This window comes from Agrobacterium leguminum (assembly GCF_015704895.1).
Classification (GTDB): domain Bacteria; phylum Pseudomonadota; class Alphaproteobacteria; order Rhizobiales; family Rhizobiaceae; genus Agrobacterium; species Agrobacterium leguminum.
This window is the reverse complement of record NZ_JADQWB010000004.1, coordinates 111,777-135,535: the sequence shown is the minus strand read 5'-3', so window position 1 is coordinate 135,535 and position 23,759 is coordinate 111,777. Positions and strand designations below refer to the sequence as shown.

Below are 23,759 nucleotides of genomic sequence, written 5' to 3'. Positions count from 1 at the left end.
TGAGGATACTACACCAACTGGTCTCGCTGATGATCGCGGTCGCCGTCCCACGGCGATCACCTGAACGAGCGGCGAGACCGGATTTGAGTTCATCGTGCTGGGGGCGGCTTTTGGTGTCGCTTGACGGTACTGGGGCCCGACAGGCGCTCCGCTTTGATGTGAGGACATAAACGTGGGCAAGGTTACAGGTTTTCTGGAGATCGACCGGCAGGTGGGCAAGTATCAGCCCGCATCGGATCGTATCCGCCATTTCCGCGAATTCACCATTCCGATGTCGGATGCCGAGGTGCAGAAGCAGGCGGCGCGCTGTATGGATTGCGGCATTCCCTACTGTCACGGCCCGACGGGCTGTCCCGTGCATAACCAGATCCCCGACTGGAACGATCTGGTCTATAACAACAACTGGGAAGAGGCGATCCGCAACCTCCATTCCACCAACAACTTCCCGGAATTTACCGGCCGCGTCTGTCCCGCGCCTTGTGAGGAGGCGTGCACGCTGAACCTCGAGGATGCGCCGGTCGCCATCAAGACCGTCGAGCAGGCGATTGCCGACAAGGCCTATGAGCTGGGCTTTATCGTGCCGAAGCCGGCGACGATCCACACCGGCAGACGAGTCGCCATCATCGGTTCCGGTCCTTCGGGCATGGCGGCTGCGCAGCAGCTCGGCCGCGCCGGCCACGAGGTTCATGTCTATGAGCGCGAATCCAAGCCCGGCGGCCTGCTGCGTTACGGCATCCCGGACTTCAAGATGGAGAAGAACTTCATCGACCGCCGTGTCGAGCAGATCAAGGGTGAAGGCGTCACCTTCCATTGCGGCGTCAATGTCGGCGTCGATGTAACGGTTGAGGCGCTTCTGGCCGACCACGATGCCGTGCTTTATTGCGGCGGTTCGGAAACCCCGCGCCCGGCCGGTATCGGCGGCGCCGATCTGCATGGCGTTTACGATGCCATGCCCTATCTCGTGCAGCAGAACCGCCGCGTCGGTCGTGAAAATATCGATAGCGTCGGCTGGCCGGCCGATCCGATTCTTGCCGGGGGCAAGCATGTCGTCGTTGTCGGCGGCGGCGATACCGCATCCGACTGCGTCGGTACGGCTTTCCGTCAGGGTGCGGTGAAGGTCACGCAGCTCGACATCCGCCCGATGCCGCCGGAAAAGGAAGACAAGCTGGCGGTCTGGCCCTTCTGGGCAACCAAGATGCGCACCTCGTCCTCGCAGGCCGAAGGCGCCATCCGCGAGTTCCAGGTGGCAACGCTCGAATTCGTCGGCGAAGACGGCGTGCTGACCGGCGTGAAGTGCTGCCAGGTGGATGACCGCCGCAAGCCGATTGCCGGCACGGAATTCATCATCAAGGCCGATCTCGCCTTCATCGCCATCGGCTTTTCCGGTCCCTTCACGGACAGCGTGCTGAAGGAAATGGACGGCAAGCTGACGCTCAACACCGACCGTCGCGGCTCCACCAATGTGATCGCCAACGAAACGGACTATAAGACCTCGGTCGACAAGCTGTGGGCGGCGGGCGACGTGCGCCGTGGCCAGTCGCTGGTGGTCTGGGCGATCCGCGAAGGCCGTCAGGCGGCGCGTGCTATCGATGAAGCGCTGATGGGTGCGACCGTTCTTCCGCGCTAAGCACCGAAGGTAATACGAGCCGGAAAGGCCTGTTGCAGACGCAACAGGCCTTTTCTTTTGGCTGCAAAATGACGGCTTCTTCTTCAGCAATAGGGAAGGGTGATACGAAAACAGGCGCCACCGGTGGAAGCATCGCTGATGGCAATCTCTCCGCCGTGATAACGGACGATTTCCTGCACGAGGTTGAGCCCAAGCCCGGTGCCGCGATCTTTCGGCCGCAGGCGGTGGAAGGCATCGAAAACCAGTTCCCGGTCCTCCTCGGGAATGCCATTGCCTTCGTCGGCTATCTCGATCACCCGGTTTGCCGCCACCCTTATCGTGATCGTGCCGCGATTGCCGCCATGTTCGATGGCGTTTTGCACGATGTTCATCAGGGCGCGCTGCAAGGAAGCGTCGTCGGCAAGGGCGAGGATCGGCTCTTCCTCCGGTTCGAAGGACAGCGCATATCCCTGTGATATGGCGAGCGGGGCCATATCGGCAACGACCGATCTGCACAGGGTGACAAGATCAAGGGGAACCAGAGGGGCTTTCTGCCCGCCAAGGCGCTGCAAATCGAGCAATTGTTCGGCCAGCACGGCGATACGGCTGGCATCCGCCAATATTCTGCTGCGGGCCGGGCCGTCCAGCAGCGTCTCAACGCGGGTCTGGAGAATGGCGACGGGGGTTCGCAATTCATGGGCGGCATCGAGAATGAAGCGCTTGTGCCGTTCGTAGCCATCGTCCAGCCGCTTCAACGCGCCGTTGACGGCATGCACGAGCGGCTGCACCTCCCGTGGAATATCGCCATCCGGCAATCGGTATCCGCGCCTGTCGATATCGATGGTTTCCGCCGTGCGGGCAATGGTGGAAAGGGCGCGAAATTCCCTACGGATGATCCAGGGGATGGTCACGACCGTCACGATGGACATGAGAATGAGGACAGGCATGATCAATATGTTCGAGAACAACAAAACGGGGAAGGTCATGCTGAACGGCCCGCCTTTGCCGATCATGACGAATTCTCCGGCCGGCCCCGAAGCGCGGCGAACGACGGCGATGCGCACCACGGCGAGGTAGGAATAGGACAGCGCCGCGTCGCGCACGTCGGAGACCCTGATGTCGCTCAGCTGCTGATCCATGTTGCTGAATGCCTCGGGCACCTGCCCGCCCTGCACGATCTCACCTTTTTCGCTGACTGCGACGAACCAGAAATCGGAGGTATTGCTGCGCAGGTTGATGAATTCGGGCGTTTCTTTGAGAACCAGCCGATTGTCCTCATTCCGTATGATCGCGTTGGCGGTTATCTGGGCCGCCTCCGGGCTGAGCAGCGCGCTGCCTGCGCCGCCGCTCGACATATAGGTGACAATGGCGGCGGTGACGAAGAACAGGCTGCCGATCTGGAAAAGCAGCAGTTGAATGGTGAGCCGGCGCTTGAGCGATTTTCTTCTGGCCAGCTTCACGAAGTTGCCCTCAGCAGGTAACCGACGCCGCGAATGCCGTGGACCTCAAGGCCCGCATCCGCGGCCGCCAATTTGCGGCGCAAGCGGGAAATATGGGAATCGAGTGCATTGGACTGGATCTCATCGTCGAAATTATAAACGGCTTCCTCAAGCAATGAGCGCAGCACCGTTCTGCCCTGTCGCCGCAACAGGGCTTCGAGGATCAGCAGTTCGCGTCTCGTCAGCGGAAGGAATTCGCCCTTGATGCGCACTTCGCGGGTTTCGAAGCAGAATTCCAGCCTGCCCAGTTTTGCCGTCATCGTCACGGCGCCGGCCGGGCGGCGCATCAGGGCGCGAATGCGTGCAAGCAGTTCCTCGACAGCAAATGGCTTGGCCAGATAATCGTCCGCACCGAGGTTCAGGCCATTCACGCGATCCACAAGCGCCCCCTGCGCCGTCAGTACGATAACGGGGGGAGTGACGGGCAGAAGCCGCAAATCTTCGATAAGCTGGATGCCGTCACCATCCGGCAATTGCCGGTCGAGCACGACAAGATCGTGGACGCCATCCATGATGGCGTGACGGGCAAGATCGAGCGTGCCGACCGTATCCACGATAATATCGAACCGGTGGAGCGCGGCGGACAGGGCTGCTGCCATTTCGCGTTCGTCTTCAACAAGCAGCAGGCGCATGAATTCATCTCGGTATTGTCCGGCGTACCTTCCGGAAAGGGGCGCGGCGAAAGGCAAAAAACGACGGCGCCGCTGACGCTACGGACAAGCGAGGCGTCGCCGTCAAATAGATGTCGCCATGCAAAAAGGGGAGCGGTGATGGTGGATGGCCAACCCCGCATTCCTGCAAAGCTTCACCTATCCTGTCATGTGCGGATTGCCTAAACATTACGCCCGCTGCGGGGCGGTCAGGCCGCTGCGAAAGGGCTTATTGTTTTGCCTGTGTGGTATCGGGCGCCACACGATAGTCATCGATGCGGCCTGCCGGTGCATCGGCCATCTCGCCCCGCTTGGTCAGCCTTTCGCGTGGCGATTCCACCACGGATACGCGTGTCGGTCCGGCGGTCAAAGGGGCATCGCCCAGCAGCTTGTCGCCGCCATCGAGATTGGGATCGGTGAGGCTGATAGGCTGGGTGCGCACCTGCCCGGCATCGATGCCGAGCGCGGGCAGGGAGGTGAGCGCCGGCAGATTGCTACCGTCCAGTTTCACGAGGTCCGGCCCGGCGCTATCGAGGTGCCTGCGCACGAATTTTTCGACGTAAAATGCAAGCTTGCGTTTGCCGGCCTGGGTCATGCCGATGCCATCAGCCTCGCGCAGGCGCGCCTGCTGGCCGTTCATGTCGTAGCCGGTAATGACGAATTTTCCCGCCTCATCGACGAAACCGTCCCAGACGTCGACGAATTCGCCGCCATATTTCTCGACATGGCTGCGATAAAGCCGGTTGAAACCGACGAGATCGGCCGAAAGCGACGGCGACTGGAAGGCGGGCAGGCCAACCCACAAGAGCGGCACCTTCTGGCGCCCAGCAAGGGCCAGAAGCTCGTCGATCCGCCGCTCATATTCCTTGAACCAGACCTCCGTGCCGAATTTTTCCCTGATATCGCCGATCTGCATCTGCTGGCGATCGTTCGATCCCATCATGATGACGATGGTGGCCGGCTTGGTCTCGCTGATGAATTGCGGCAGGTTGGTGAACCAGTCGTAATAATCGGTACGGACGAGGCCGGAAGAACCATTGGCACGCACATCGACGGCGATTGCAGGCGAACTGGCGAAGGCATTGACCAGTTCTTCACCCATGCCGCCGGCGAGAAAATCGCCGATGACCAGAACGCGCCGCGCATTTTCAAGCTTGGCGGCAGGTTCCGGCTTTGCGGTTCGCATCTGCACCACAGAGGGCGCTTTTCTGGCGGGTTGCGGGCGGGTGACCGATCTTTCGCGCGGAGCAGACGGAAAGTCGCGGCGGTTGCGGGGCTGGTATTCGCGCCCGGATCCGCCATCGCGGCCCACCGGTCTGCCGAAGAGCATTTCAAACAGGGTGCGCCGTTGCTCCTGGGCGAAGCTTTCGAAAGGAACGAGCGGCACGGCAAGGACAGCGGAAAGAAGGACGGCGCAGAAACGCCAGCCGGTTCTTCCGTTCTTTGCCGCAGGTTTCCTACTCATGACATCAACCTTTCCGGATGCATCGGCGGCGTTCACGCCGCCGCCGAATTCACCGGCACATTATCAATTGCGCAGGGCTCTCAGCAACCGCTGCGACGGCTGGCCGTCGGTTTCCATACCCATGCGCGACTGGATGGCGCTGATGGCGGCTTTCGACCCGGAGCCGAAGTTGCCATCGACCTCGCCGTCATAATAGCCGAGTTCCTTCATGCGGGTCTGCAGCTCGAATTTTTCACGAATGTCCAGCGTCCCATCGGGGCGCGGCCATTTCTGCTGCATGCCGCCATAACCGGCGATCTCATCCGCAAGCAGGCCGACGGCGAGCGCATAGCTGTCGGATGCGTTGTATTTCTTGATGGTGAAGAAGTTCTTCATCATCAGGAAGCCGGGGCCGTTTGCCCCGCCCTGCAATTTCAGCATGGCGCGATCGGAGCCGCGCGTGAAGTTCTTGCCGTTCGGGCGGGCGAAGCCGAGCTTCGTCCATTCCGCAATGGTCTTCGTCTGCCCTTCATAACGGGCGCCGCCACGCGGAACGGCGGTTTCATAACCCCAGGTCCGGCCGGGCTCCCAGCCGTTCTTGGAAAGAAGGTTGGCCGCGGTTGCCAGCGCGTCCGGAACGGAGTGCCAGATGTCGCGCTTGCCGTTGCCATCCGCATCCACCGCGTAAAGCAGGTAGCTGGTGGGAATGAACTGTGTGTGACCCATCGCGCCCGCCCAGGAACCTGTCAGCTGTTTCGGCGTGACATCGCCCGCCTGGAGGATCTTCAGAGCCGCGATCAATTGCGTGCGCGCGAATTTGGCGCGTTTGGGATCGGAGTAGGCGAGTGTGGCCAGCGCCTGCGGGATATTGTGCAGCCGCTCCGGCTTTTCGAGAACCGCGCCGTAATTCGATTCCATCGACCAGATGGCGAGAATGATGTGCTTGTCGACGTTGAAGTTGCGCTCGATCCAGTTGAGGGTCGTCGCGTGCTTCATCTTCATCTCGCGGCCGATCCGCACCGTGTACGGATTGACGCGGGAATCGAGATAATCCCAGATCTGCGTGGTGAATTCCGGCTGGAAGGTGGCTTTGCGCAGCGCGTCGGGATCCGGCTCGCTGACACCGGCAAAGGCCTTCTGATAGGTCGCCTTGCTAATGCCTTCTTTCGCGGCTGTTGCATAGAACTGGTTGATCCACTGACGGAATCCCTGATCGGCGCGGGCCGAAACGGGCGCCAGCGAGATTGCCAGGCCTGCAACCACCATGCAGCCGAATTTGCGGACATCTGAAAGGATCATCTTTGTCATCGTCTGTCTTTCGTTCTCTCGAATGTCATTTCGATTGCGAAAACGCATCGGGCGTCATCATGGATAACAAAAGAACGTCAACAAATTCTTTACCATTAATAGATGGTAGCGTCACCCTTTACAAAACGTTGTTATTTTTGAAATAACAACAGCGTGCGGGGATTGTGATCAAGTTTTATCTCTCAGGAGGGATATGTGGTAGAACAGAAGAAAATTCGGAAGGCCGTATTTCCGGTCGCAGGTCTCGGCACGCGTTTCCTGCCCGCAACCAAGGCGGTTCCGAAAGAAATGCTCACCGTCGTCGACAAGCCGGTCATTCAATACGTCGTCGATGAGGCGGCGGAAGCGGGCATTGAGCATTTTGTATTTGTCACCGGCCGCGGCAAGGCGGTGATCGAAGATTATTTTGATATTCAATTTGAACTTGAACAGATGCTGCGCGAGCGCAACAAGAATGCCGAGCTGACATTGCTGGCCGGCCTTCTGCCCAAGGCGGGCACCGCGAGCTTCACGCGCCAGCAGGTGCCGCTCGGTCTTGGCCATGCGGTCTGGTGCGCCCGTGATATCGTCGGTGACGAGCCTTTCGCTGTGCTCTTGCCCGATATGATCATGCATTCGCAGAAAAGCTGCCTCAAGGGCATGGTCGAACTTTATGACCAGACCCAGGGCAACGTCATCGCGGTGCAGGAATGCGCTCCCGACCAGACGCATAAATACGGTATCGTCGGCGTGGGTGATGCCGTGGGCGAAGGTTTCAAGATCACTGAAATGGTCGAAAAGCCTGCCAAGGGTACGGCGCCGTCGAATTTCTACATCAACGGCCGTTATATTCTTCAGCCCGAGATTTTCGACATTCTCGAAAATCAGGAGCGTGGCGCCGGCAACGAAATCCAGCTGACGGACGGTATGCTGACGCTTGCGAAGTCGCAGGAATTCTCCGGCTATCATTTCCGTGGCCAGACCTTCGATTGCGGCGCCAAGGATGGTTTCATTCTTGCCAACGTCGCTTTCGCGCTGGAGCGTGGCGATATTCGCCCTGCGATCGAAGAGCCGATCAAGGCTCTGATCGACGGGCTGAAATAATCCACCAGAACAGAAACGGGATCCCGGCCTCAGCGCCGGGATTTCTTTTTGGCCGAAGCCTATCGCTTGAGGACAAGTCCTGCGCCGACGCGCAGCTCACTGCTGTCGTAAACCGGCGTCCACTGGTAACTGACATCCGCCGTCAGGTCGAGATAGCGGTTCAGTCCCCAGGTCAGGCCGGCGCCTGCGGTATATTCCACGGCATTTTCCGTGTCGGAAGAGGGGAATGTGCGATGCACGATCTGCCCCGTCAGGCGGGCAACGAGGTTGCTGCGCAATTCGTGGGTCAGACCGGCATCCAGCCGATAGGAAACCCAGCCACCCTGTGGTCCGCCGGCAAAGTCCTCTATCGTCGTGCGCAGGCCAAGATTGACATTCGTGCCGCGCTGGGGTGACCAGTTGAGTTCGCCATCCAGCGTCAATGCGCCGATCGAGGCGAGGCGATCGTCGTCATATTGCTTGCGCAGATAGCCGATGGCGGCCTCGCCGCGGGTCTTCTCGCCAAGATCGACTTCCGCGCCGACCTTCGCCCCATAGGCATTGGAGGAGCGGGCATAGCCCGAATTGTCGAGACGCCTGTCATATTTGGTCATCCCGGCATTCAACTCGAGGAAGGGGATGAGGGCCGGCGACAATTCATAACCGATACGTCCACGTAGGTTCGCGCCGTTCTGATCACGGTCGCTGAGGCTGATCGGCCGGCCGTCGACGCCTTTCGCGTCCGTATAGACCGTGCGCGAGAGATCGAGCGCCGCCAGGCCGCGCAGCTTGCCGAAATCCCGCTCTATCGATGCGCTGGTGGTGAAGCGGTGTTCGCCGCCCTGCACGGCAGCGCCGGTGAGAGCATTGGGGTCCGTCGTGTCTTCGCGGCTGAATTCGTAACCGGCCTTGAGGTTGGCCATCGTTTCTTCGCCGAGATCAAGGCGCAGATCGGCCTCTATCCTGGCCCGGGGTTCTTCGCCGTCCTTGTCGCTGCCGAAGTTCCTCTCCCAGGCGCCGTCGCCCGTCACCGTCAAAGCGTGGCGGGACCAGTCGCTGGTGAGCGTACCGCGTATGCCTGTCGTCAGATAGTTGCGTCTGGAAGGACCGCCGGTATTCGTCTGCTTTTCCGTATTGATCGTCTGGCTGATCGAAGGCCGCAGCAGAAATGTGCCGAGCCGGATGCCGGGCGTCTGGCCGGGTTCGGTCGCTATCCGTGGATTTTCGCCACCGTCCACCGTCGGCTCATAGGGGTTTTCTGCCTCGGCATAGGGTTGGCCCGCTTCGTCCTGCTGTTCGTAAATCGGATCGCCGGGATTGCTGGACGGACGCCAGAGTTGCGGTGCGGGCGTGGGCGTAGCAGTGGCCGGGACAGTGCCAGTGCTCACCCCATTGTCTGTCGCCGGCGTGGGTGAAGCTGCTCCGTCGACGGCAGAAGCGGCGCCCGGCAATACGGGTACGGCTGTCGTTGCAGTCTGCGCGAAGGTGTTTCCCTGCGGGTAAAAAATCGTGCAGGCGAGCAGCAGGGTTGCTGCTTTCCGCGACGTCGGCAGACGTGTGGCGGTGCCCTTCACGTTCATTCCTTTTCACCCGGCGAGTTTGGCCGATGCCGGATCGAAGGACCACCAAGACATCTCCTCAGGCCCGATGAGTGACAGGCCGATGAAATGACGTGAAGAAACCAGGGACCAGACAGGCGACGCAAGTTTTAACATCGCTTTAACAATAGGTTTTTTATGGTTAACAGTTGATAAAGATCGCCGGGATTTCAGTGTTATGGCAGGGGCGCAAAGCCAACGGCGCCGATCATCGGACCCGGTGGGCCGATTTCACCCATCACCATGACTGGAGGAAAATGGTCAAGAATGCAAAATATTCCTAATATGAGAAGATTAAAACGTTTCAATTCGGCACGGAATCGCCCTATAGTTTATAGGGGCTGATCTTCTATTGCTCAGCAAGTGGTATTGAATTTTATTTTGTGTGACAGCGTCGTTTCATGAATCCCGTTTTGAACACCAAGCAGGTCGGTTTTTATTGTTGGGATATTACCAATGACCGTTTCTATCTAGACGAAGTATGTGCTGAACTCTTCGGGATTCCACTGCGGCAGGCGATGCAGGGCATCAGCATTTTTCAGATGCTTGAAAAAGTGGACCTGGATCATCGAAACCGTGTGATCGAAACGGCTTTGATTACCCTAAAGGCCGCGAGTTTTTATAATCAGGAATATGCCGTGCGCCGCAGCGACGGCTCGGTCTCATGGGTAAGGACGCTCGGGCGATATCTGGTCGACGAGGAAAACATCCCTTTCAAGCGGCTTGGAACGATGGAGGAGATTTCTCCGCCGGATCGGCGTCATTGATGACATGCCGCTGTACCGAAACCGTCGAACATTTTCGGGCGACATCGACTAAAACCCGGTGCCTGTCGGCTGGAGAGTGGACTTATTCCAGCTGAAAGAGTAACAGTCGGCCATGATTACGCGCGCCGTCAAACTGGTCGAAGACAATGCCATCGAATCCGCCGTGCGGACGATTTCGATGGAGCGGGCTGGCCTTGCCGCCCTTGAGGATGCTCTGAGGAACGGTCTTTCCGACCCCTTCTGCAAAGCGATCGAGACCATCGGCCAGTCCAATGGCCGTCTCATCATTACCGGGGTCGGGAAAAGCGGCCACATAGGCGCGAAGCTTGCCGCCACCTTCGCCTCCACCGGAACGCCTGCCTTTTTTGTGCATGCGGCGGAGGCCAATCACGGCGATCTGGGCATGATCGGCGGCGATGATGTGGTGCTGGCCATTTCCAAGGGCGGCGAAAGCGCGGAACTGCGCAGCATCATCAACTATTCGCGCCGTTTCTCCATTCCGCTGATCGCGCTCACCTGTTCGGAAAATTCATCGCTGGCGCAGGCTTCCGATATCGTGCTGCTGGTTCCCAATGAGCAGGAAGCCTGCCCGCTCGGCCTTGCGCCTACGACCTCTACGTTGATGCAGCTTGCGCTGGGCGATGCCCTTGCCGTTGCACTGCTGGAGGCGCGCAATTTTACGGCGGGCGATTTCAAGGTGTTTCATCCCGGCGGCAAACTGGGGGCGAGCCTGACGCTGGTCAGCGATATCATGCATACCGGCGATCGTGTGCCGCTGGTCAACAAGGGAACGGCCATGCCGGAAGCGGTCGGGGTTCTCTCCCGCAAGCATTTCGGCTGTGTCGGCATTCTGGACGAGGATGGCCGCCTGTGCGGCATCGTCACCGAGGGCGATATGGCGCGCAACCTGTCGCGCAACCTCGCCGAGATGACGGTCGACGACATCATGACCCGCACGCCGAAGACCGTCAAAAAATCGGTGCTGGCGACGAGCGCGCTGGCGACGCTGGAAAAATTCCACATTGGCGCGCTGATTGTCATCGATGACGACAACCGGCCCATCGGGCTGGTGCATTTCCACGATCTCTTGAGAATTGGCGTGGCTTGAAGCCACCGCCGATCCTGAAAAAGCTGGTCTGAATCTATCGGTCCAACGGCTCGATTGTCAGCGTGCGTCCGCGTGCGGAAGCGATCCTCACCCGGGTGCCGGCCGGCAGGTCTTCGCCGTTGACCGGCCACCAGGTATCGTCCAGCCTGATGCGGCCACGCCCTTCGACAATCGGTTCCTGAAGGGTCGCGGTGCGGCCGACAAGGCTTGCCTCTCGCTGGTTGAGGAAGGGTTCGTCGCTTGCCGCCCGGTTCCTGCCGAAATATTTCCGGCCGAGCAGGGCGAAGACGACGGAAAGCGCGGCAAACAGCACCAGCTGCAATTGCCAGGCCCAGAATGCCGCATCCCACAAAAGCAGCGAGACCGCGCCGATGACCAGCGCGGCGAGGCCAATCCAGATCAGGAACACGCCGGGAGCGATGAGTTCGGCGGCCAGAAGCACGAAGGCGACGATCCACCAGCTCCATGGTCCCAGCTCAGTGGCAAGCCGTTGCAACATCATCACTTCTCCGATGAAGAGCCGAAGGGATTACCGGGGATCGTGACGTTGATGCTCTGGCCGGAAGGCCGCGTCGGCGGCACGGAGCGGGACGCTGTGGAGGCGGCAGGCGCGGTCGGCGCATCGCCCCTGTCACCGAAAACCTCTTTCGCAATCGTGCCGATGCCGCCGAGGGAGCCGATCAGCGCCGAAGCCTCCATCGGCATCAGCACGATCTTGGAATTCTTCGCCGTGCCGATCTCCGCCAGAGCCTCGGTATATTTCTGGGCGACGAAATAGTTGATGGCGTGGACATTGCCGGCGGCGATGGCTTCCGAGACCATGCGGGTGGCGTTGGCTTCGGCCTCGGCCAGACGCTCGCGCGCCTCGGCATCGCGGAATGCCGCTTCGCGCTGGCCTTCCGCCTCCAGAATGGCGGATTGCTTTGCGCCTTCCGCCCGCAGAATCTGGGCATTGCGGGCGCCTTCGGCTTCCAGCACCTGCGCGCGTTTTTCGCGCTCGGCCTTCATCTGCCGCGCCATGGAATCGACGAGATCCTTCGGCGGCGCAATGTCCTTGATTTCGATACGGGTAACCTTGATGCCCCATGGTCCCACCGCCTCGTCCACCACGCGCAGCAGGCGATCATTGATGGCGTCGCGGTTCGACAGCAATTCGTCGAGGTCCATCGAGCCCATCACCGAACGGATATTGGTCATGGTGAGGTTTTCGATGGCCATTTCCAGATTGGCGATCTGGTAAGCGGCCTGCGCGGCATTGAGGACCTGATAGAAGGTGACGGCGTCGGCGGAGACGCTGGCATTGTCGCGGGTGATGACTTCCTGTGTCGGTATATGCAGGACCTGCTCCATCACGTTCATTTTCGAACCGATGGTTTCGAAGAACGGCACGATGAGGTTCAGGCCCGGCTCAAGCGTGCGGGTATAGCGCCCGAACCGTTCAACCGTGTAGCGATGCCCCTGGGGCACGGTCTTGATGCCGGCAAACAGCACCAGAATAACGAGAACCACCGCTGCCATGACGACGATGTCGAAACCGCCCAATGCAATCATCACTTTTCCTCCTGATCAGAACCGTCCGGGTTTTACCCCGGCATCGTTATGGCAAGATTACACCCATCCTTGCAACTCCCGCCGCACAACCTTTTCGAGAACATTCATGCCCTCGGCGCTGTCGTTCAGGCAGGGAATATGGGTAAATTTCTCTCCGCCATTATGCAGGAAAATCTCGCCCGCTTCACCGGCGATTTCTTCCAGCGTCTCAAGACAATCCGAAACGAAGCCGGGATTCATCACGGCGATTCGTTTGATGCCTTCCGACGCCAGCTTTTCCACGGTCTTGTCGGTATAGGGCTGCAACCACTCTTCCGGCCCGAAACGCGACTGGAAGGTGATCATGAAATTTTTCTCTGTCCGCCCCAGCGCCTCGCGCAGCAGCCGGGCGGTTTTCTGGCAGTGACAATAATAGGGATCGCCCTTTTTGAAATAGGATTGCGGAATGCCGTGGAAAGAGGTGATCAGCATTTCCGGTTCCCAGTCTAGCGTCGCCAGATGGTTTTTGACGGAGGCGGCGAGCGCCTCGATATAGGCCGGATCGTCGTGATAGGGCGGTACGGTGCGGATGGCGGGCTGCCAGCGCAGCTTCATCAGATGCTCGAAAGCCTTGTCGTTCACGGTTGCCGTGGTCGATGCGGCATATTGCGGATAAAGCGGGAAAAGCAGGATTTTTTCGCAACCCTGTTCCTTCAGCGCATCGATCTTCGAGGCGATGGAGGGCTGGCCGTAACGCATGCCCCAGTCGACCGCGACATTGGGCAGGTCCTTCAGCGCTTCCGCCAGCAGCTCGCCCTGACTGCGAGTATAGGTGCGCAGATAGCTTTCATTGCGCTCGTGGTTCCAGATTTCCTCATAGGCCTTGCCGACTTTCTGCGGGCGCTTGTTGAGAACAATGCCGTAAAGGATCGGATACCAGTAGAGACGCGACCATTCGATTACCCGCTTGTCGCTCAGGAATTCCGCCAGATAACGGCGCATCGGCCAATAGTCCGTCCCGTCAGGTGTGCCGAGGTTGACGAGCAGGACGCCGACCTTGCCAAATGCCGTGCGGGGATGGTTTGCGGGGAGTGCGGATAGTTCTGTCGCCATGAATGATACCCTGAAACTCGGACTGGTTGCGTGAGGAACGGTTCCGTTTCGGATAAGGGCGGAAACGCTCCATCTTCTGTTTATGCATGCCGAACGCAAACCGCGACGGTTGGACCGGCAATGCCCGAGCTATACGCTCGTGCCGTCAATTTGTTCACGTGTTCTAGACGAAATTTTTCAGGATTAAACCACCGGCGGAGGCTATTTCCGCGGCGGGGGGCGCTGCAGGATGTCCTTTGCCAAAATTTGATCTGTAAAGATTTGTTTTTAAAAGGAAAATAAGAAGCCGGCCCCGATCTCCGAGGGCCGGCTTCTTGTCTGCGGCAAATTGCCCTGTCTGTTCCCGTACGGCTTATTGAGCCGGCAGTTCCAGCTCCTCGCCGATCTCGATGTGGTTCGGATGCTTCAGCGTGTTTGCCTTGGCAATCCTGCTCCAGAGAGCGCCGTCGCCATATTTCTCGGCTGCGATCTTCCAGAGCGAGTCGCCCTTTTCAACGACATATTTGCTGGCGGCTGCAGCGGCAGCGGCGGGCGTCGTCGTGGCCGGAGCCGTGGCGGCCGGTGCTGTGGCAGCAGGTGCAGTAGCGGCAGGGGCTGCGGGAGCGGGTGTGGCGGCCGGCGCAGGTGCGGTCGCTGCCGGCGCAGGTGCTGCGGGCTTTGCCGGAGCGACATAACCGGCAGGCGTCACTTCGCTGATGCGGCCATCTGTGTAGGGCTTATAGGGGCTGTTGGCGGTGATATAGGCCGCAACGGCTTCCTCGAGGTTGGGGCCGAAGTCATAGGCGTTGATGGCCTTGGTAGCAAAGACCTTGAAGCCGTCGCCGCCGGTACGAACGTAATTATTGGCCGCGACAATATAGGTCTTGGCAGGATCGAGGGGCACGAAGGCGTCGCCTTCCTTGACCTCGACCGAAACGACACGGCCGCCGGCCGGCTTGGAGCGGTCGAAGGAATATTTCAGGCCGGAGACCTGCATGAAACGACCCGCGCCGTCGTCGATCTGGCTGACGCCGTTTTCGAGGGCGGCGCGAATGTCCTCGCCCTTCAGCTGGAAGGTCGCGACGGTGTTCTGGAACGGCAGAACCGTCAGCACTTCGCCCATGGAGACATCGCCGGCATCGATGGAGGAGCGCAGGCCGCCGCTATTGGCGAAAGCGATGGTCACGCCCTGGTCCTTGACGCGGGCGAGCGTCGCATCGGCCACCAGATTGCCCATGGAGCATTCCTTCACGCGGCAAACCTTGCGGTCCCCCTCGATCGGGCCTTCCGAGGAGCCGACGACCTTCGATTTCAGAGCCTCGATCGGCGCCTTCAGCTCATCGATGCGCTTCAGCGTGGCTTCATCGGGCTTGAAGGAGGAGTCGATGAGGATGGGATCGCCCTTGCTTTCCTTGACCACGCCACTGTCGTCGAAGACCACTTTGAGGTCGCCCAGATATTTGCTGTACTGCCCGGCCTGAACGACCGGAACCTTGTAGCCGCCGGGATTGTCGACGAGGGTCGGATAGGGGCCTTCGGCCTTCTGGTCGGTGTTGGAAAGCAACGTATGTGTGTGGCCGCCGACCACGACGTCGACGTCAGGGATTTTGGCGATGAATTCGAGATCGCGCGGATAGCCGACATGGGTCAGCGCGATGATCTTGTCGACGCCGTCCTGCTTCAGCTTCTGTACCTGCTCGCTGATTTTCGCGACATCTTCGGCGATGGTGATATTGGGACCGGGCGTTGCCAGTTCAGCCGTGTCGTTGGCCACCGCGCCGACGATGCCGATTTTCTGTCCGCCGACTTCGAGCACGATGGAGGGCTTGACGCGGTCGCCGATTTTCGAGGCGGCGGTTGCCACCACATTGGCGGTCACGACGGGGAACTGCACCTTGTCGAGGAAGCCGGCAAGTCCGTCTTCGCTGTCGTCGAACTCATGGTTGCCGACGGTCATGGCGTCGAACTTCATGGCGTTCAGCACTTCCGCTTCCACCGTGCCCTTGTAGGTGGTGTAGAACAGCGAGCCTTGGAAATTGTCGCCGGCATTGAGCAGCAGAACATTCTTGCCTTGAGCCTTCAAGGCATCACGGGTCTGATTGATTGCGGTCAGAAGACGGGCGGCGCCGCCGAAGCATTCGTTTTTGCCTTCTTCTTCCACCGAGCAGGTCGAGTCGAACTTGTTGATCGATTCGATACGGGAGTGAAAATCGTTGATGTGAAGAATGTTGAGCTCGTAATCGGCCAGAGCCGCTCCGGCCGAAAGCGTTATCGCCGAAACGCTCAGCATGCCCAGTCCCAAAATTTTCTTCATGGTCCCTCTCTCCTGTTCAAAGCGGAAGCCCGGGCCGGTCGATCATCCTCCGGCCGTGCTCATTTTCTAATCTGAAATCATGTCAGTCTTTCAAAGCGCGATGTTTCCATTTAGCGGCAATCGCCGCAAGCGAAATTATGACAGGCGCACAATAAACAAAAACGCACGCCTGAGGCGTGCGTTCCAGAAGATCATCTCTTTGAAAAGGTGACGTTATCAGCCTTGGCGCGTCAGCGAGAACTGGCTGTTCGTGTCCGTCGTGCAGTTCAATTGTGACGGAGAGACGAGGGCGCAGTTGACGCGCGACTGCGTGTTGCGCACCAGCGAGGTCATGTTGATTTCGTAAAGCGTCGGCGAAATCGTCACATAGGTGCCGGAAGCCAGAAGCGTATTGGTGTCGGTCGAACGGGTGGAGAAGGCGCCGTTCTGGAACGTCGATACGATGCCGTTGCGGTCGATCCAGCGACCGTCGACGGCCGGGCCGCGGGCAAGCGAAGGCGCCATCGAGGTCTGCTGGGAGGGACCCGGCGCGACGCATGAAGACACCGCGATGGCGGCTGAAAGCAAAGCAGCGCTTGTCTTGAAGTTCATGAGCCTGTTCTCCTGCGATTCGATGAAACCTTCTGTGCTTCGACCATGCCGCGAAGCGTTGCTTATTTCAAGGCAACGTTGTTCGCTCTCCCCGGTTCCTGATGTCGTGCAGGAAAGCCCCGGCGTGACAAATATGAGACTCCGTCCCGTCAGCGTACGAGGATGTTGCGAAACTGCCAGGGATCGGACGTATCGATATTGTCGGGAAACAGGCCGGGGCGGCCATCGGTCGGCTTCCAGTCGGTATAATGTCCCTCGATCGGCCCGAGATAGGGGCGCTGCACCTCAAGGCAACGGCGGTAATCCATTTCATCCGCCTCGACGATGCCGGCCTGCGGGTTCTCAATCGCCCAGACCATGCCCGCGAGCACGGCGGAGCTGACCTGCAATCCGGTCGCATTCTGGTTGGGGGCGAGGGAGCGTGCTTCCTGCAGGCTCAACCGAGAGCCATACCAATAGGCATTCCTGTCATGACCATAAAGAAGAACGCCGAGTTCATCGGCGCCGTCGACAAGCTCGTCTTCGCCAAGCACATGCTGGATCGGTTGAGGAGTGCCGCCATTGCCGAAAAGCTCATGCAGGGAAAGAATGGCGTCATTGCAGGGATGGTAGGCATAGTGGCAGGTCGGCCGATAGGTCACGTCGCCATCTTCGTTGCGGACGGTGAAATAGTCGGAAATCGAGATCGCTTCGTTATGTGTGACGAGAAATCCGTATTGCGGCCCAAGGCCCGGACACCATGTCCGTACCCGCGTATTGGCGCCGGGCTGATCGAGATAGATCGCCGCCTTGCTTCCCTTTTTCTGCTTTTTCGCGTTTTTCGGCATCCAGTTTTCATGCGTTCCCCAGCCGAGTTCGGCCGGCTGAAAACCTTCCGCGATAAAACCTTCGACGGACCATGTGTTCCAGAAAGCGCCGAAGGGCTTGGGTTCTTTCGCCCGCTGGGTGTCGCGTTCGGCCACGTGAACGCCCTTGACGCCAAGCCGCTTCATCAGCTTTGCCCAGCCATCGCGGTCATGCGGCTGCGGTTCCTCGATGTCGAGACCGGTATCTTTGGCGAGATTGACGAGTGCCTGTTTCACGAACCACGACACCATGCCCGGATTGGCGCCGCAGGTGGAAACCGCCGTCGTGCCGCCCGGCTTGCGCGCCCTCTCCTTCAACATGGTCTCGCGTAGCGAATAGTTGGTACGGGCCGCATTGTCGGCATCGGCGTCGAAATAAAACCCGGGCCAGGGTTCGACGACCGTGTCGATGTAAAGCATGCCATGCTTGCGACAGATCCGCATCAGATCGACGGAGGCGGCATCGACCGAGAGATTGACGCAGAAGCCCTGGCCCTGAACGCCCTTGAGGAGCGGCTTGAGAATCTCGCGGTAATTTTCCTTGGTCAGATGCGTCTGGATATGGCGGATGTTCCTCTCGGCCAAAAAGGCGGCGATGTCTTCGCGCGGGTCGATGACGACGAGCCGGCTCCTGTCGAAATTGAAATGACGTTCGATCAACGGAAGAGTGCCGCGCCCGATGGAGCCGAAGCCGATCATGATGATGGGGCCGTCAATATCGCCGTAAATCGGGTGGTTTTTATCCGTCATTCGTCAATTTTCCTTTTTCAGCCAATAAGTAAGCTAGATCATAAAAGCGTGCCACAATAAAGGGCAGGTGGATGACGGACATATGACGATGGCGACGGCAAGGCGGTCGCGCGCACCCTTTCCACCGCATTCTGCCTCTTCGCATTTTAGAGAGTGCGTTTATAATTAAGTTCTTCTTTTCCTCTCTATGTCCAAAGGCTTGGGGGCTTTGGCCGGATGACGACGGGGGAATTTTCGCCATCACGGGGGAGTTGCCTGTTGAATAATCTTATCGAGCGTGTCGCAGCGCTTCAGAGTGCCACCCCCGTTCTTATTGCGCTTTACGATTCCGAGGACCGGTTGCGCCATGCCAATCCGTCGTTTCGGGAAAGCTTTCAGCTCGCCGCCGGCGATTTCCCGACCTGGGCGGATATCATGCGGCTGAACCACCGGCTGCGCACCGGTGTCGTCGTCCGCAACAATGATTTCGAGGGATGGCTGCTGTCGGCGCAGTCCCGGCGCGGCAAGCTGCCTTACCGCGCCTTTGAGATGGATATGCATGACGGCCGCTGGTTCTGGATGACGGAAACGGTGCAGCAGGATGGCTGGATGCTGTGCGTTGCAAGCGACGTCACCGAATTGCGCCAGGGTTACAGAACGCTGCGGCAGGACCGGGATCTGGCAGTCCGCGCCTCGCAGACGGATGAATTGACGGGAACGGCAAATCGCCGTTTCGTTTTCGCCAAGCTGGCTTTGCAGGTGGAGCAGGTTGCCAAGGGGCTGGAAACGCCCTTTTGCCTGTGCACGCTCGATATCGATTTCTTCAAGCAGATCAACGATCGTTTCGGCCATAAATGCGGGGATGCGGTGCTTCGCGATTTCGTCGGCATCGCCCATTCCGTCATCCGGCGGGTGGATTGTTTCGGCAGGATCGGCGGTGAGGAATTCATGCTCATCCTGCCGCGCAGCACGGTGGCCGAGGGCCGGGAGATCGTCGAACGGCTGCTGCAGAAGGTGCGCCTTTCGAGGCCCCTCTCCGAATTTCCGGATTTTTCCTATAGCTGCTCGGCCGGGCTGACGGTCTATCGCACGCCCGAAAGCACCGACGATGTTTTCATGCGGGCGGATCAGGCTCTTTATGCAGCCAAGGAAAAAGGCCGCGACCGGCTTCTGGCGGTGACTGTTTAGACGAGTTCCGCCGCAATCAACCCATGCAGCGAATTGCCGACGAAGAGTTTCCGGCCGGCAATATCTTCCGGTTTCAGCGCCTGTCCGCGCGCCCTGCGTTCGCGGATCAGATCGGCGCGCAGCACACCCGGCAGAATGCCGCTGTCGAGCGGCGGCGTCAGCAATTGCCCATCCGGCATTTCGACGAAAATGCTGGTCGACGATCCCTCGCACAACTCACCGCGCTCGTTGAGCAGCAGCACCTCGTCGGCGTCCCCGGCTGAAAATTCGGCCCGGGCGGCATCATAGGGCTCGCGGCGTGAGGACTTGTGGCGATAGAAGGTGTCGGTGGAGTCGAGCGTGGTCTGCCGGGCGATGCGAACCCGCCAGACGGCATCCTGCCGCAAGGGCTGGAAATCGGCGGTTTCGATGTCGAGTTCGCCCTTGTAGTTCATCACCAGCCTGACGCAGAGCGGCTTTTCGCCGCCCACCTTCTTTTCCAGCACCTGAACCGCATTGACCGGCGCGCGAAAACCGAGCGCGTCGGCGGAGCGCAGCAATCGGCGCATATGCTGGTCGATACGCTGAAAGCCGGTCTGCGGCTCCCAGCGCAGGGTTTCCCTCAAGGTCAGATCGGCGGGTTTGCGTTTCATTGCCTGTGCTCGTCGCCTGAATTGTTGCCGGTGTCTTCCGCCGGCAATATCAACCGGCAAAGCTTGTCCGAAATAGGATAGCCCTGCCGGCGGAAGAGATTAAGCCTGTTTGTTATCCAGCGCCTCGAGCTCGTCGATCAGCCCCTCGATCATCGAAAGCCCCTTGTCCCAGAAGGAGGGATTGGTCGCATCGAGGCCGAAGGGTTTCAGAAGCTCCGAATGATGCTTGGTGCCGCCCGCCTTCAGAAGCTCGAAATATTTCTCCTGAAAACCCGTCTCGGCCTTCTGGTAAACCGCGTAGAGCGAGTTCACCAGGCAGTCGCCGAATGCATAGGCATAAACATAAAAGGGCGAGTGAATGAAATGGGGGATGTAGGTCCACCATGTCTCGTAGCCTTCGGAAATCCGGATTGCCGGGCCCAGGCTCTCGGCCTGAACGGACAGCCACAATTCGCCGATCTGCTCGGAGGTCAGTTCGCCCTGTTTGCGGGCGGTGTGCAGTTTGCGCTCGAATTCATAAAAAGCGATCTGGCGCACGACCGTGTTGATCATGTCCTCGACCTTGCGGGCGAGCATGGCCTTGCGTTCCCGGATGTCCCTGGTGTCGTCGAGCAGCTTGCGGAAGGTCAGCATTTCCCCGAAGACGGAGGCGGTCTCGGCAAGCGTCAGCGGCGTCGCGCACATCAACGCGCCCTGTTCGCCGGCCAGAACCTGGTGAACGCCGTGGCCGAGTTCATGGGCAAGCGTCATTACGTCACGCGGTTTGCCGAGATAGTTGACCAGCACATAGGGATGGGCCGAGGGCACGGTCGGATGCGCGAAGGCGCCGGGCGCCTTGCCGGGGCGGGCCGGCGCGTCGATCCACTCTTCATCGAAGAAACGGCGGGCAATATCGGCCATCTCGGGGGCGAAGTTGCCATAGGCGGAAAGCACGGTGTCCTTTGCCTCGTCCCAGGGAATGATCGTGTTCGACGTATCGGGAAGCGGCGCGTTGCGGTCCCAATAATTCATCTGCTCCATGCCGAGCCATTTCGCCTTCATGGCGTAATAACGATGCGAGAGGCGCGGATAGGCCTTCTTGACCGCCGCCGCCAAGGCATCGACCACCTCGCGCTCGACGCGGTTGGCGAGATGACGGCTATCGGCAATATCCTCGAATTTGCGCCAGCGGTCGGAAATATCCTTGTCCTTGGCAAGCGTGTTGGTGATGAGCGTGAAGACGCGCAGATTGTCCTTGAAGGTGGCGCTCAGCGCCTGAGCCGCTTTCTTTCGGGTTTCCGGCTCCGGCTCCTGCAGCATGTTGAGCGTCACTTCCAGCGGCAGGCTCGCGCCGTCAATGTCGAAACGCAGATCGGCCATCGTCTCGTCGAACAGGCGGTTGAAGGCCGCCGCGCTGGTCATCGATTTTTCGAGGAACAGCTGCTCCAGCTGGTCGTCGAGCTGGTGCGGCTTGTCCTTGCGCAAATCCACCAGCCATGGGCGGTAGTGACCCGCCGCGGCGTCATTCGCCATGCAGGCGTCCATCGTGGCGTCGTCGATGCGGTTGAGCTCAAGGGTGAAGAACAGGAGGTGAGAGGAAATATCCGTCAGCTTCGCCTGGGCATCGCCGTAAAGCTTGCCGTTTGCCGGGTTCGACGTATCGGAAAAATAGGTGAGCCCGGCAAAGGAGCCGATGCGGCCGATGAGATCGTCCAGCGCCTCATATTCCTTCAGCGCAGCGCCAATGCCCTTTTCGCCCGTCGCCTTCGCGGCAGCTTCAAGCTTGCCCTTCCATTTCTTCTCGAAAGCCGTCGCCATCGACGCCGCCTTCTCGAGATCGCCCTTGTATTCCGGCGAATCGCCCGACGGATAGAGGTCCGAGAGCTTCCAGCCGGGCAGGTCGCCAAGCGCCGGACCGGCGGTTTCGGCAAGGGAGAAGACGGGTTGCGGGGTAGGGCGGTTGAGGGTCATCGAACGTGTCCTTCTGATTATGCGTGCGAAGCATATGGGGACCTTGTTTCCCGCGGCAATGGATAAAATGCAAGCAATTCTCAAAACTGGATGTTCAAGTCTCCCATGCCAGAGTGCGGAATAAGGGACCGCATGAAGCAGGTCCATAAACCGGAAACCGGAGCTAAAAATGACCGCGCATGTTCTCGTGATAGACGATGATCCCGTCCAGCGCCGCCTGCTCAAAAATGCGGTGGAACGTTATGGGCATCTCGCCTTGCTCGCCGAAAACGGCAAGGCGGGGCTGGAACTGCTCAAGCAATATAGCGGCGAGATCAATGTCATCGTTCTCGACCTCATGATGCCTGAAATGGACGGGCTTACCTTTCTCAAAGCTATCGGCGAACTCGGCACCGATGTTCCCGTCATTGTCCAGACGGGGCAGGGCGGCATCGATACCGTTGTGCAGGCCATGCGCGCCGGCGCTTTCGATTTTGTCGTCAAGCCGGTTTCGCCGGAAAGGATCGGCGCTGCCATCTCCAATGCGCTCAAGCTCGACAGGAGAGAGGCAAAGGCCCGCACGGGCCGGCGCGGACGGAGCAATGCAGTGAATTTTACCGATATCGTTTCCGCAAGCCCCGCAATGCTGAGGGTCATCGAACTCGCGCAGCGCGCCGCCCAGTCCAGCATCCCCGTGGTGCTGGAAGGCGAATCCGGTGTGGGCAAGGAAATGGTCGCCCGCGCCATCCAGTCGGCCGGAGACAGGGCGAGCAAGCCGTTCATCACCGTCAATTGCGGCGCCATTCCCCATAATCTCGTGGAAAGCATCCTCTTCGGCCACGAAAAGGGAGCCTTCACAGGCGCGACGGAAAAACATGTCGGCAAATTCATGGAGGCGGATGGCGGCACGCTGTTCCTCGATGAAATCGGCGATCTGCCGCTGGACGTGCAGGTGAAGCTGCTCCGCGCGGTCCAGCAGGGCGAAATCGAAACCGTCGGCTCCGCACGGGTGCAGAAGGTGAATGTGCGGCTGATCTCCGCCACCAACAAGAACCTCATCGAAGAGGTGAAGGAAGGTCGCTTCCGCGAAGACCTTTATTATCGCCTCAACGTCTTCCCGATCACCATTCCGGCGCTGCGCCGCCGCAAGGAAGATATTCCCCATCTGGCGCGGGTTTTCGCCGAGCGCTTTTCGGCGGAACAGAAATTGCCCAATCCCGTCGGTCTCAATGCCAGCGCGCTGGCGCTGCTGACGGCCTATGACTGGCCGGGCAATATCCGCCAGCTCGAAAACGCCGTCTTCCGTGCGGTAGTACTCTCGCAGGGCGAGGAACTCTCGGATTCCGATTTTCCGCAGATCGCGCTTCAGCTGCCGGAATTTTCGACCGGCGACGATGCGGACGACGTCATCCGCACACCATCGGGAGCGTCGCTGAAGCTTGCGGCCTATTCACCTGCCCCGCCACCGGCCGCTGAAAACCACGCCGTCATCGAGGAGCCGGCGGATATTTCCACCACCATCTACCGGGGCGGAAACCTGATCTCCAGCATGGATGAATCGGGCAATATCCGCAAACTGGCCGAGATCGAGGAGGAGCTCATCCGTTTTGCCCTGCGCTTCTATCGCGGGCAGATGAGCCAGGTCGCCAGAAAGCTCGGCATCGGCCGCTCGACTCTTTACCGAAAGCTGAAGGATTATGGCATCGATCCCGACGATCCCCTTCGAGATGCAGCCTGAGCGCACAAACCCCGCATTCGAAGGCAGATCGTAAATTCGTTAACTTCTGAGCAAGGATATCCGCTTACCGTCTATAAACCTCTTGTTAGTGGCTGATTCACTATGTAGAGGAAGGTTGTATGTGTGTGG

The 23,759-nt window shown here is 59.5% G+C and carries 19 protein-coding genes; 6 read left to right on the top strand and 13 right to left on the bottom strand.

Annotated features, from left to right (window positions below; genetic code table 11):
* Window positions 1-172 precede the first annotated feature (172 nt).
* Window positions 173-1,627: a glutamate synthase subunit beta gene (locus I3J13_RS08110; RefSeq protein WP_127755537.1), complete on the top strand. Its 1,455-nt coding sequence runs from the start codon at window positions 173-175 to the stop codon at window positions 1,625-1,627.
* Between the two features lie 83 nt (window positions 1,628-1,710).
* On the opposite strand, the gene I3J13_RS08105 is transcribed toward I3J13_RS08110, so the two are convergent.
* From I3J13_RS08105 to I3J13_RS08090, 4 genes are all read right to left on the bottom strand, one after another.
* Window positions 1,711-3,066: an ATP-binding protein gene (locus I3J13_RS08105; protein WP_196378483.1), complete on the bottom strand. Its 1,356-nt coding sequence runs from the start codon at window positions 3,064-3,066 to the stop codon at window positions 1,711-1,713.
* Window positions 3,063-3,737 carry a response regulator transcription factor gene (locus I3J13_RS08100; RefSeq protein ID WP_003519552.1) on the bottom strand — a complete coding sequence of 225 codons (675 nt, stop codon included), beginning with the start codon at window positions 3,735-3,737 and terminating at the stop codon, window positions 3,063-3,065. The genes I3J13_RS08105 and I3J13_RS08100 overlap by 4 nt, the downstream gene beginning before the upstream one ends.
* Window positions 3,738-3,984: 247 nt before the next feature.
* Window positions 3,985-5,220, bottom strand: coding sequence for an SGNH/GDSL hydrolase family protein (locus tag I3J13_RS08095; protein ID WP_196378482.1), 1,236 nt, complete (start codon window positions 5,218-5,220; stop codon window positions 3,985-3,987).
* A 63-nt stretch (window positions 5,221-5,283) separates the two neighbouring features.
* Window positions 5,284-6,507 (bottom strand): lytic murein transglycosylase, encoded by a 1,224-nt coding sequence (locus I3J13_RS08090; protein ID WP_003519550.1) that lies wholly within the window; start codon window positions 6,505-6,507, stop codon window positions 5,284-5,286.
* Window positions 6,508-6,702: 195 nt separating this feature from the next.
* Between I3J13_RS08090 and galU the strand changes: the two genes are divergently transcribed.
* Complete coding sequence (galU, locus tag I3J13_RS08085; protein WP_003519549.1) at window positions 6,703-7,590, top strand: UTP--glucose-1-phosphate uridylyltransferase GalU; 888 nt, start codon at window positions 6,703-6,705, stop codon at window positions 7,588-7,590.
* Between the two features lie 59 nt (window positions 7,591-7,649).
* Here the strand turns inward: galU and uppP are convergent, their stop codons facing one another.
* Window positions 7,650-9,149, bottom strand: coding sequence for a polysaccharide biosynthesis protein UppP (gene uppP, locus I3J13_RS08080; RefSeq protein ID WP_196378481.1), 1,500 nt, complete (start codon window positions 9,147-9,149; stop codon window positions 7,650-7,652).
* A gap of 419 nt (window positions 9,150-9,568) precedes the next feature.
* On the opposite strand from uppP, the gene I3J13_RS08075 reads away from it, so the two are divergent.
* Together I3J13_RS08075 and I3J13_RS08070 are read left to right on the top strand one after the other, a co-directional pair.
* On the top strand, window positions 9,569-9,934 hold the full coding sequence (locus I3J13_RS08075) for a PAS domain-containing protein (protein WP_020809352.1): 366 nt from the start codon (window positions 9,569-9,571) through the stop codon (window positions 9,932-9,934).
* Window positions 9,935-10,046: 112 nt separating this feature from the next.
* Window positions 10,047-11,042, top strand: coding sequence for a KpsF/GutQ family sugar-phosphate isomerase (locus I3J13_RS08070; protein ID WP_003519544.1), 996 nt, complete (start codon window positions 10,047-10,049; stop codon window positions 11,040-11,042).
* 34 nt (window positions 11,043-11,076) lie between these two features.
* On the opposite strand, the gene I3J13_RS08065 is transcribed toward I3J13_RS08070, so the two are convergent.
* The 6 genes from I3J13_RS08065 to I3J13_RS08040 form a co-directional block, all read right to left on the bottom strand.
* Entirely contained in the window at window positions 11,077-11,541 is a 465-nt protein-coding gene (locus I3J13_RS08065; RefSeq protein ID WP_031233584.1) for an NfeD family protein, read from the bottom strand.
* Between the two features lie 2 nt (window positions 11,542-11,543).
* Window positions 11,544-12,593, bottom strand: a complete 1,050-nt coding sequence (locus tag I3J13_RS08060) for an SPFH domain-containing protein (protein WP_137453620.1) — start codon at window positions 12,591-12,593, stop codon at window positions 11,544-11,546.
* A 57-nt stretch (window positions 12,594-12,650) separates the two neighbouring features.
* A complete protein-coding gene (gene hemH / locus I3J13_RS08055) occupies window positions 12,651-13,685 on the bottom strand; it encodes a ferrochelatase (protein ID WP_142780764.1) in 1,035 nt (344 codons plus the stop codon).
* A gap of 352 nt (window positions 13,686-14,037) precedes the next feature.
* Window positions 14,038-15,978: a 5'-nucleotidase C-terminal domain-containing protein gene (locus tag I3J13_RS08050; protein ID WP_196378480.1), complete on the bottom strand. Its 1,941-nt coding sequence runs from the start codon at window positions 15,976-15,978 to the stop codon at window positions 14,038-14,040.
* Window positions 15,979-16,194: 216 nt separating this feature from the next.
* Window positions 16,195-16,569 carry an outer membrane lipoprotein Omp10 gene (gene omp10 / locus I3J13_RS08045; protein ID WP_003497694.1) on the bottom strand — a complete coding sequence of 125 codons (375 nt, stop codon included), beginning with the start codon at window positions 16,567-16,569 and terminating at the stop codon, window positions 16,195-16,197.
* 149 nt (window positions 16,570-16,718) lie between these two features.
* Entirely contained in the window at window positions 16,719-18,164 is a 1,446-nt protein-coding gene (locus tag I3J13_RS08040) for a homospermidine synthase (RefSeq protein ID WP_196378479.1), read from the bottom strand.
* Window positions 18,165-18,422: 258 nt separating this feature from the next.
* Between I3J13_RS08040 and I3J13_RS08035 the strand changes: the two genes are divergently transcribed.
* A complete protein-coding gene (locus I3J13_RS08035) occupies window positions 18,423-19,331 on the top strand; it encodes a sensor domain-containing diguanylate cyclase (protein WP_196378478.1) in 909 nt (302 codons plus the stop codon).
* Here I3J13_RS08035 and I3J13_RS08030 read toward each other — a convergent pair.
* The gene (locus tag I3J13_RS08030) at window positions 19,328-19,963 is read right to left on the bottom strand and encodes an aminotransferase class IV family protein (RefSeq protein WP_196378477.1); all 636 of its coding nucleotides are present in this window, start codon (window positions 19,961-19,963) and stop codon (window positions 19,328-19,330) included. The genes I3J13_RS08035 and I3J13_RS08030 overlap by 4 nt on opposite strands.
* Window positions 19,964-20,062: 99 nt before the next feature.
* Entirely contained in the window at window positions 20,063-21,913 is a 1,851-nt protein-coding gene (locus I3J13_RS08025) for a M3 family oligoendopeptidase (protein ID WP_196378476.1), read from the bottom strand.
* A gap of 169 nt (window positions 21,914-22,082) precedes the next feature.
* Here I3J13_RS08025 and I3J13_RS08020 point away from each other — a divergent pair, with 169 nt between their 5' ends.
* Entirely contained in the window at window positions 22,083-23,630 is a 1,548-nt protein-coding gene (locus I3J13_RS08020) for a sigma-54-dependent transcriptional regulator (protein WP_174058059.1), read from the top strand.
* Window positions 23,631-23,759 lie beyond the last annotated feature (129 nt).

Excerpts from the sequence above, each read along its gene's own strand:
- I3J13_RS08100 (WP_003519552.1), bottom strand. The coding sequence starts at position 3,737 with ATGCGCCTGCTGCTTGTTGAAGACGAACGCGAAATGGCAGCAGCCCTG.
- I3J13_RS08095 (WP_196378482.1), bottom strand. The coding sequence starts at position 5,220 with ATGAGTAGGAAACCTGCGGCAAAGAACGGAAGAACCGGCTGGCGTTTC.
- I3J13_RS08090 (WP_003519550.1), bottom strand. The coding sequence starts at position 6,507 with ATGACAAAGATGATCCTTTCAGATGTCCGCAAATTCGGCTGCATGGTG.
- uppP (WP_196378481.1), bottom strand. The coding sequence starts at position 9,149 with ATGAACGTGAAGGGCACCGCCACACGTCTGCCGACGTCGCGGAAAGCA.
- I3J13_RS08075 (WP_020809352.1), top strand. The coding sequence starts at position 9,569 with ATGAATCCCGTTTTGAACACCAAGCAGGTCGGTTTTTATTGTTGGGAT.
- I3J13_RS08070 (WP_003519544.1), top strand. The coding sequence starts at position 10,047 with ATGATTACGCGCGCCGTCAAACTGGTCGAAGACAATGCCATCGAATCC.
- I3J13_RS08065 (WP_031233584.1), bottom strand. The coding sequence starts at position 11,541 with ATGTTGCAACGGCTTGCCACTGAGCTGGGACCATGGAGCTGGTGGATC.
- I3J13_RS08060 (WP_137453620.1), bottom strand. The coding sequence starts at position 12,593 with ATGATTGCATTGGGCGGTTTCGACATCGTCGTCATGGCAGCGGTGGTT.
- hemH (WP_142780764.1), bottom strand. The coding sequence starts at position 13,685 with ATGGCGACAGAACTATCCGCACTCCCCGCAAACCATCCCCGCACGGCA.
- I3J13_RS08050 (WP_196378480.1), bottom strand. The coding sequence starts at position 15,978 with ATGAAGAAAATTTTGGGACTGGGCATGCTGAGCGTTTCGGCGATAACG.
- omp10 (WP_003497694.1), bottom strand. The coding sequence starts at position 16,569 with ATGAACTTCAAGACAAGCGCTGCTTTGCTTTCAGCCGCCATCGCGGTG.
- I3J13_RS08040 (WP_196378479.1), bottom strand. The coding sequence starts at position 18,164 with ATGACGGATAAAAACCACCCGATTTACGGCGATATTGACGGCCCCATC.
- I3J13_RS08030 (WP_196378477.1), bottom strand. The coding sequence starts at position 19,963 with ATGAAACGCAAACCCGCCGATCTGACCTTGAGGGAAACCCTGCGCTGG.
- I3J13_RS08025 (WP_196378476.1), bottom strand. The coding sequence starts at position 21,913 with ATGACCCTCAACCGCCCTACCCCGCAACCCGTCTTCTCCCTTGCCGAA.
- I3J13_RS08020 (WP_174058059.1), top strand. The coding sequence starts at position 22,083 with ATGACCGCGCATGTTCTCGTGATAGACGATGATCCCGTCCAGCGCCGC.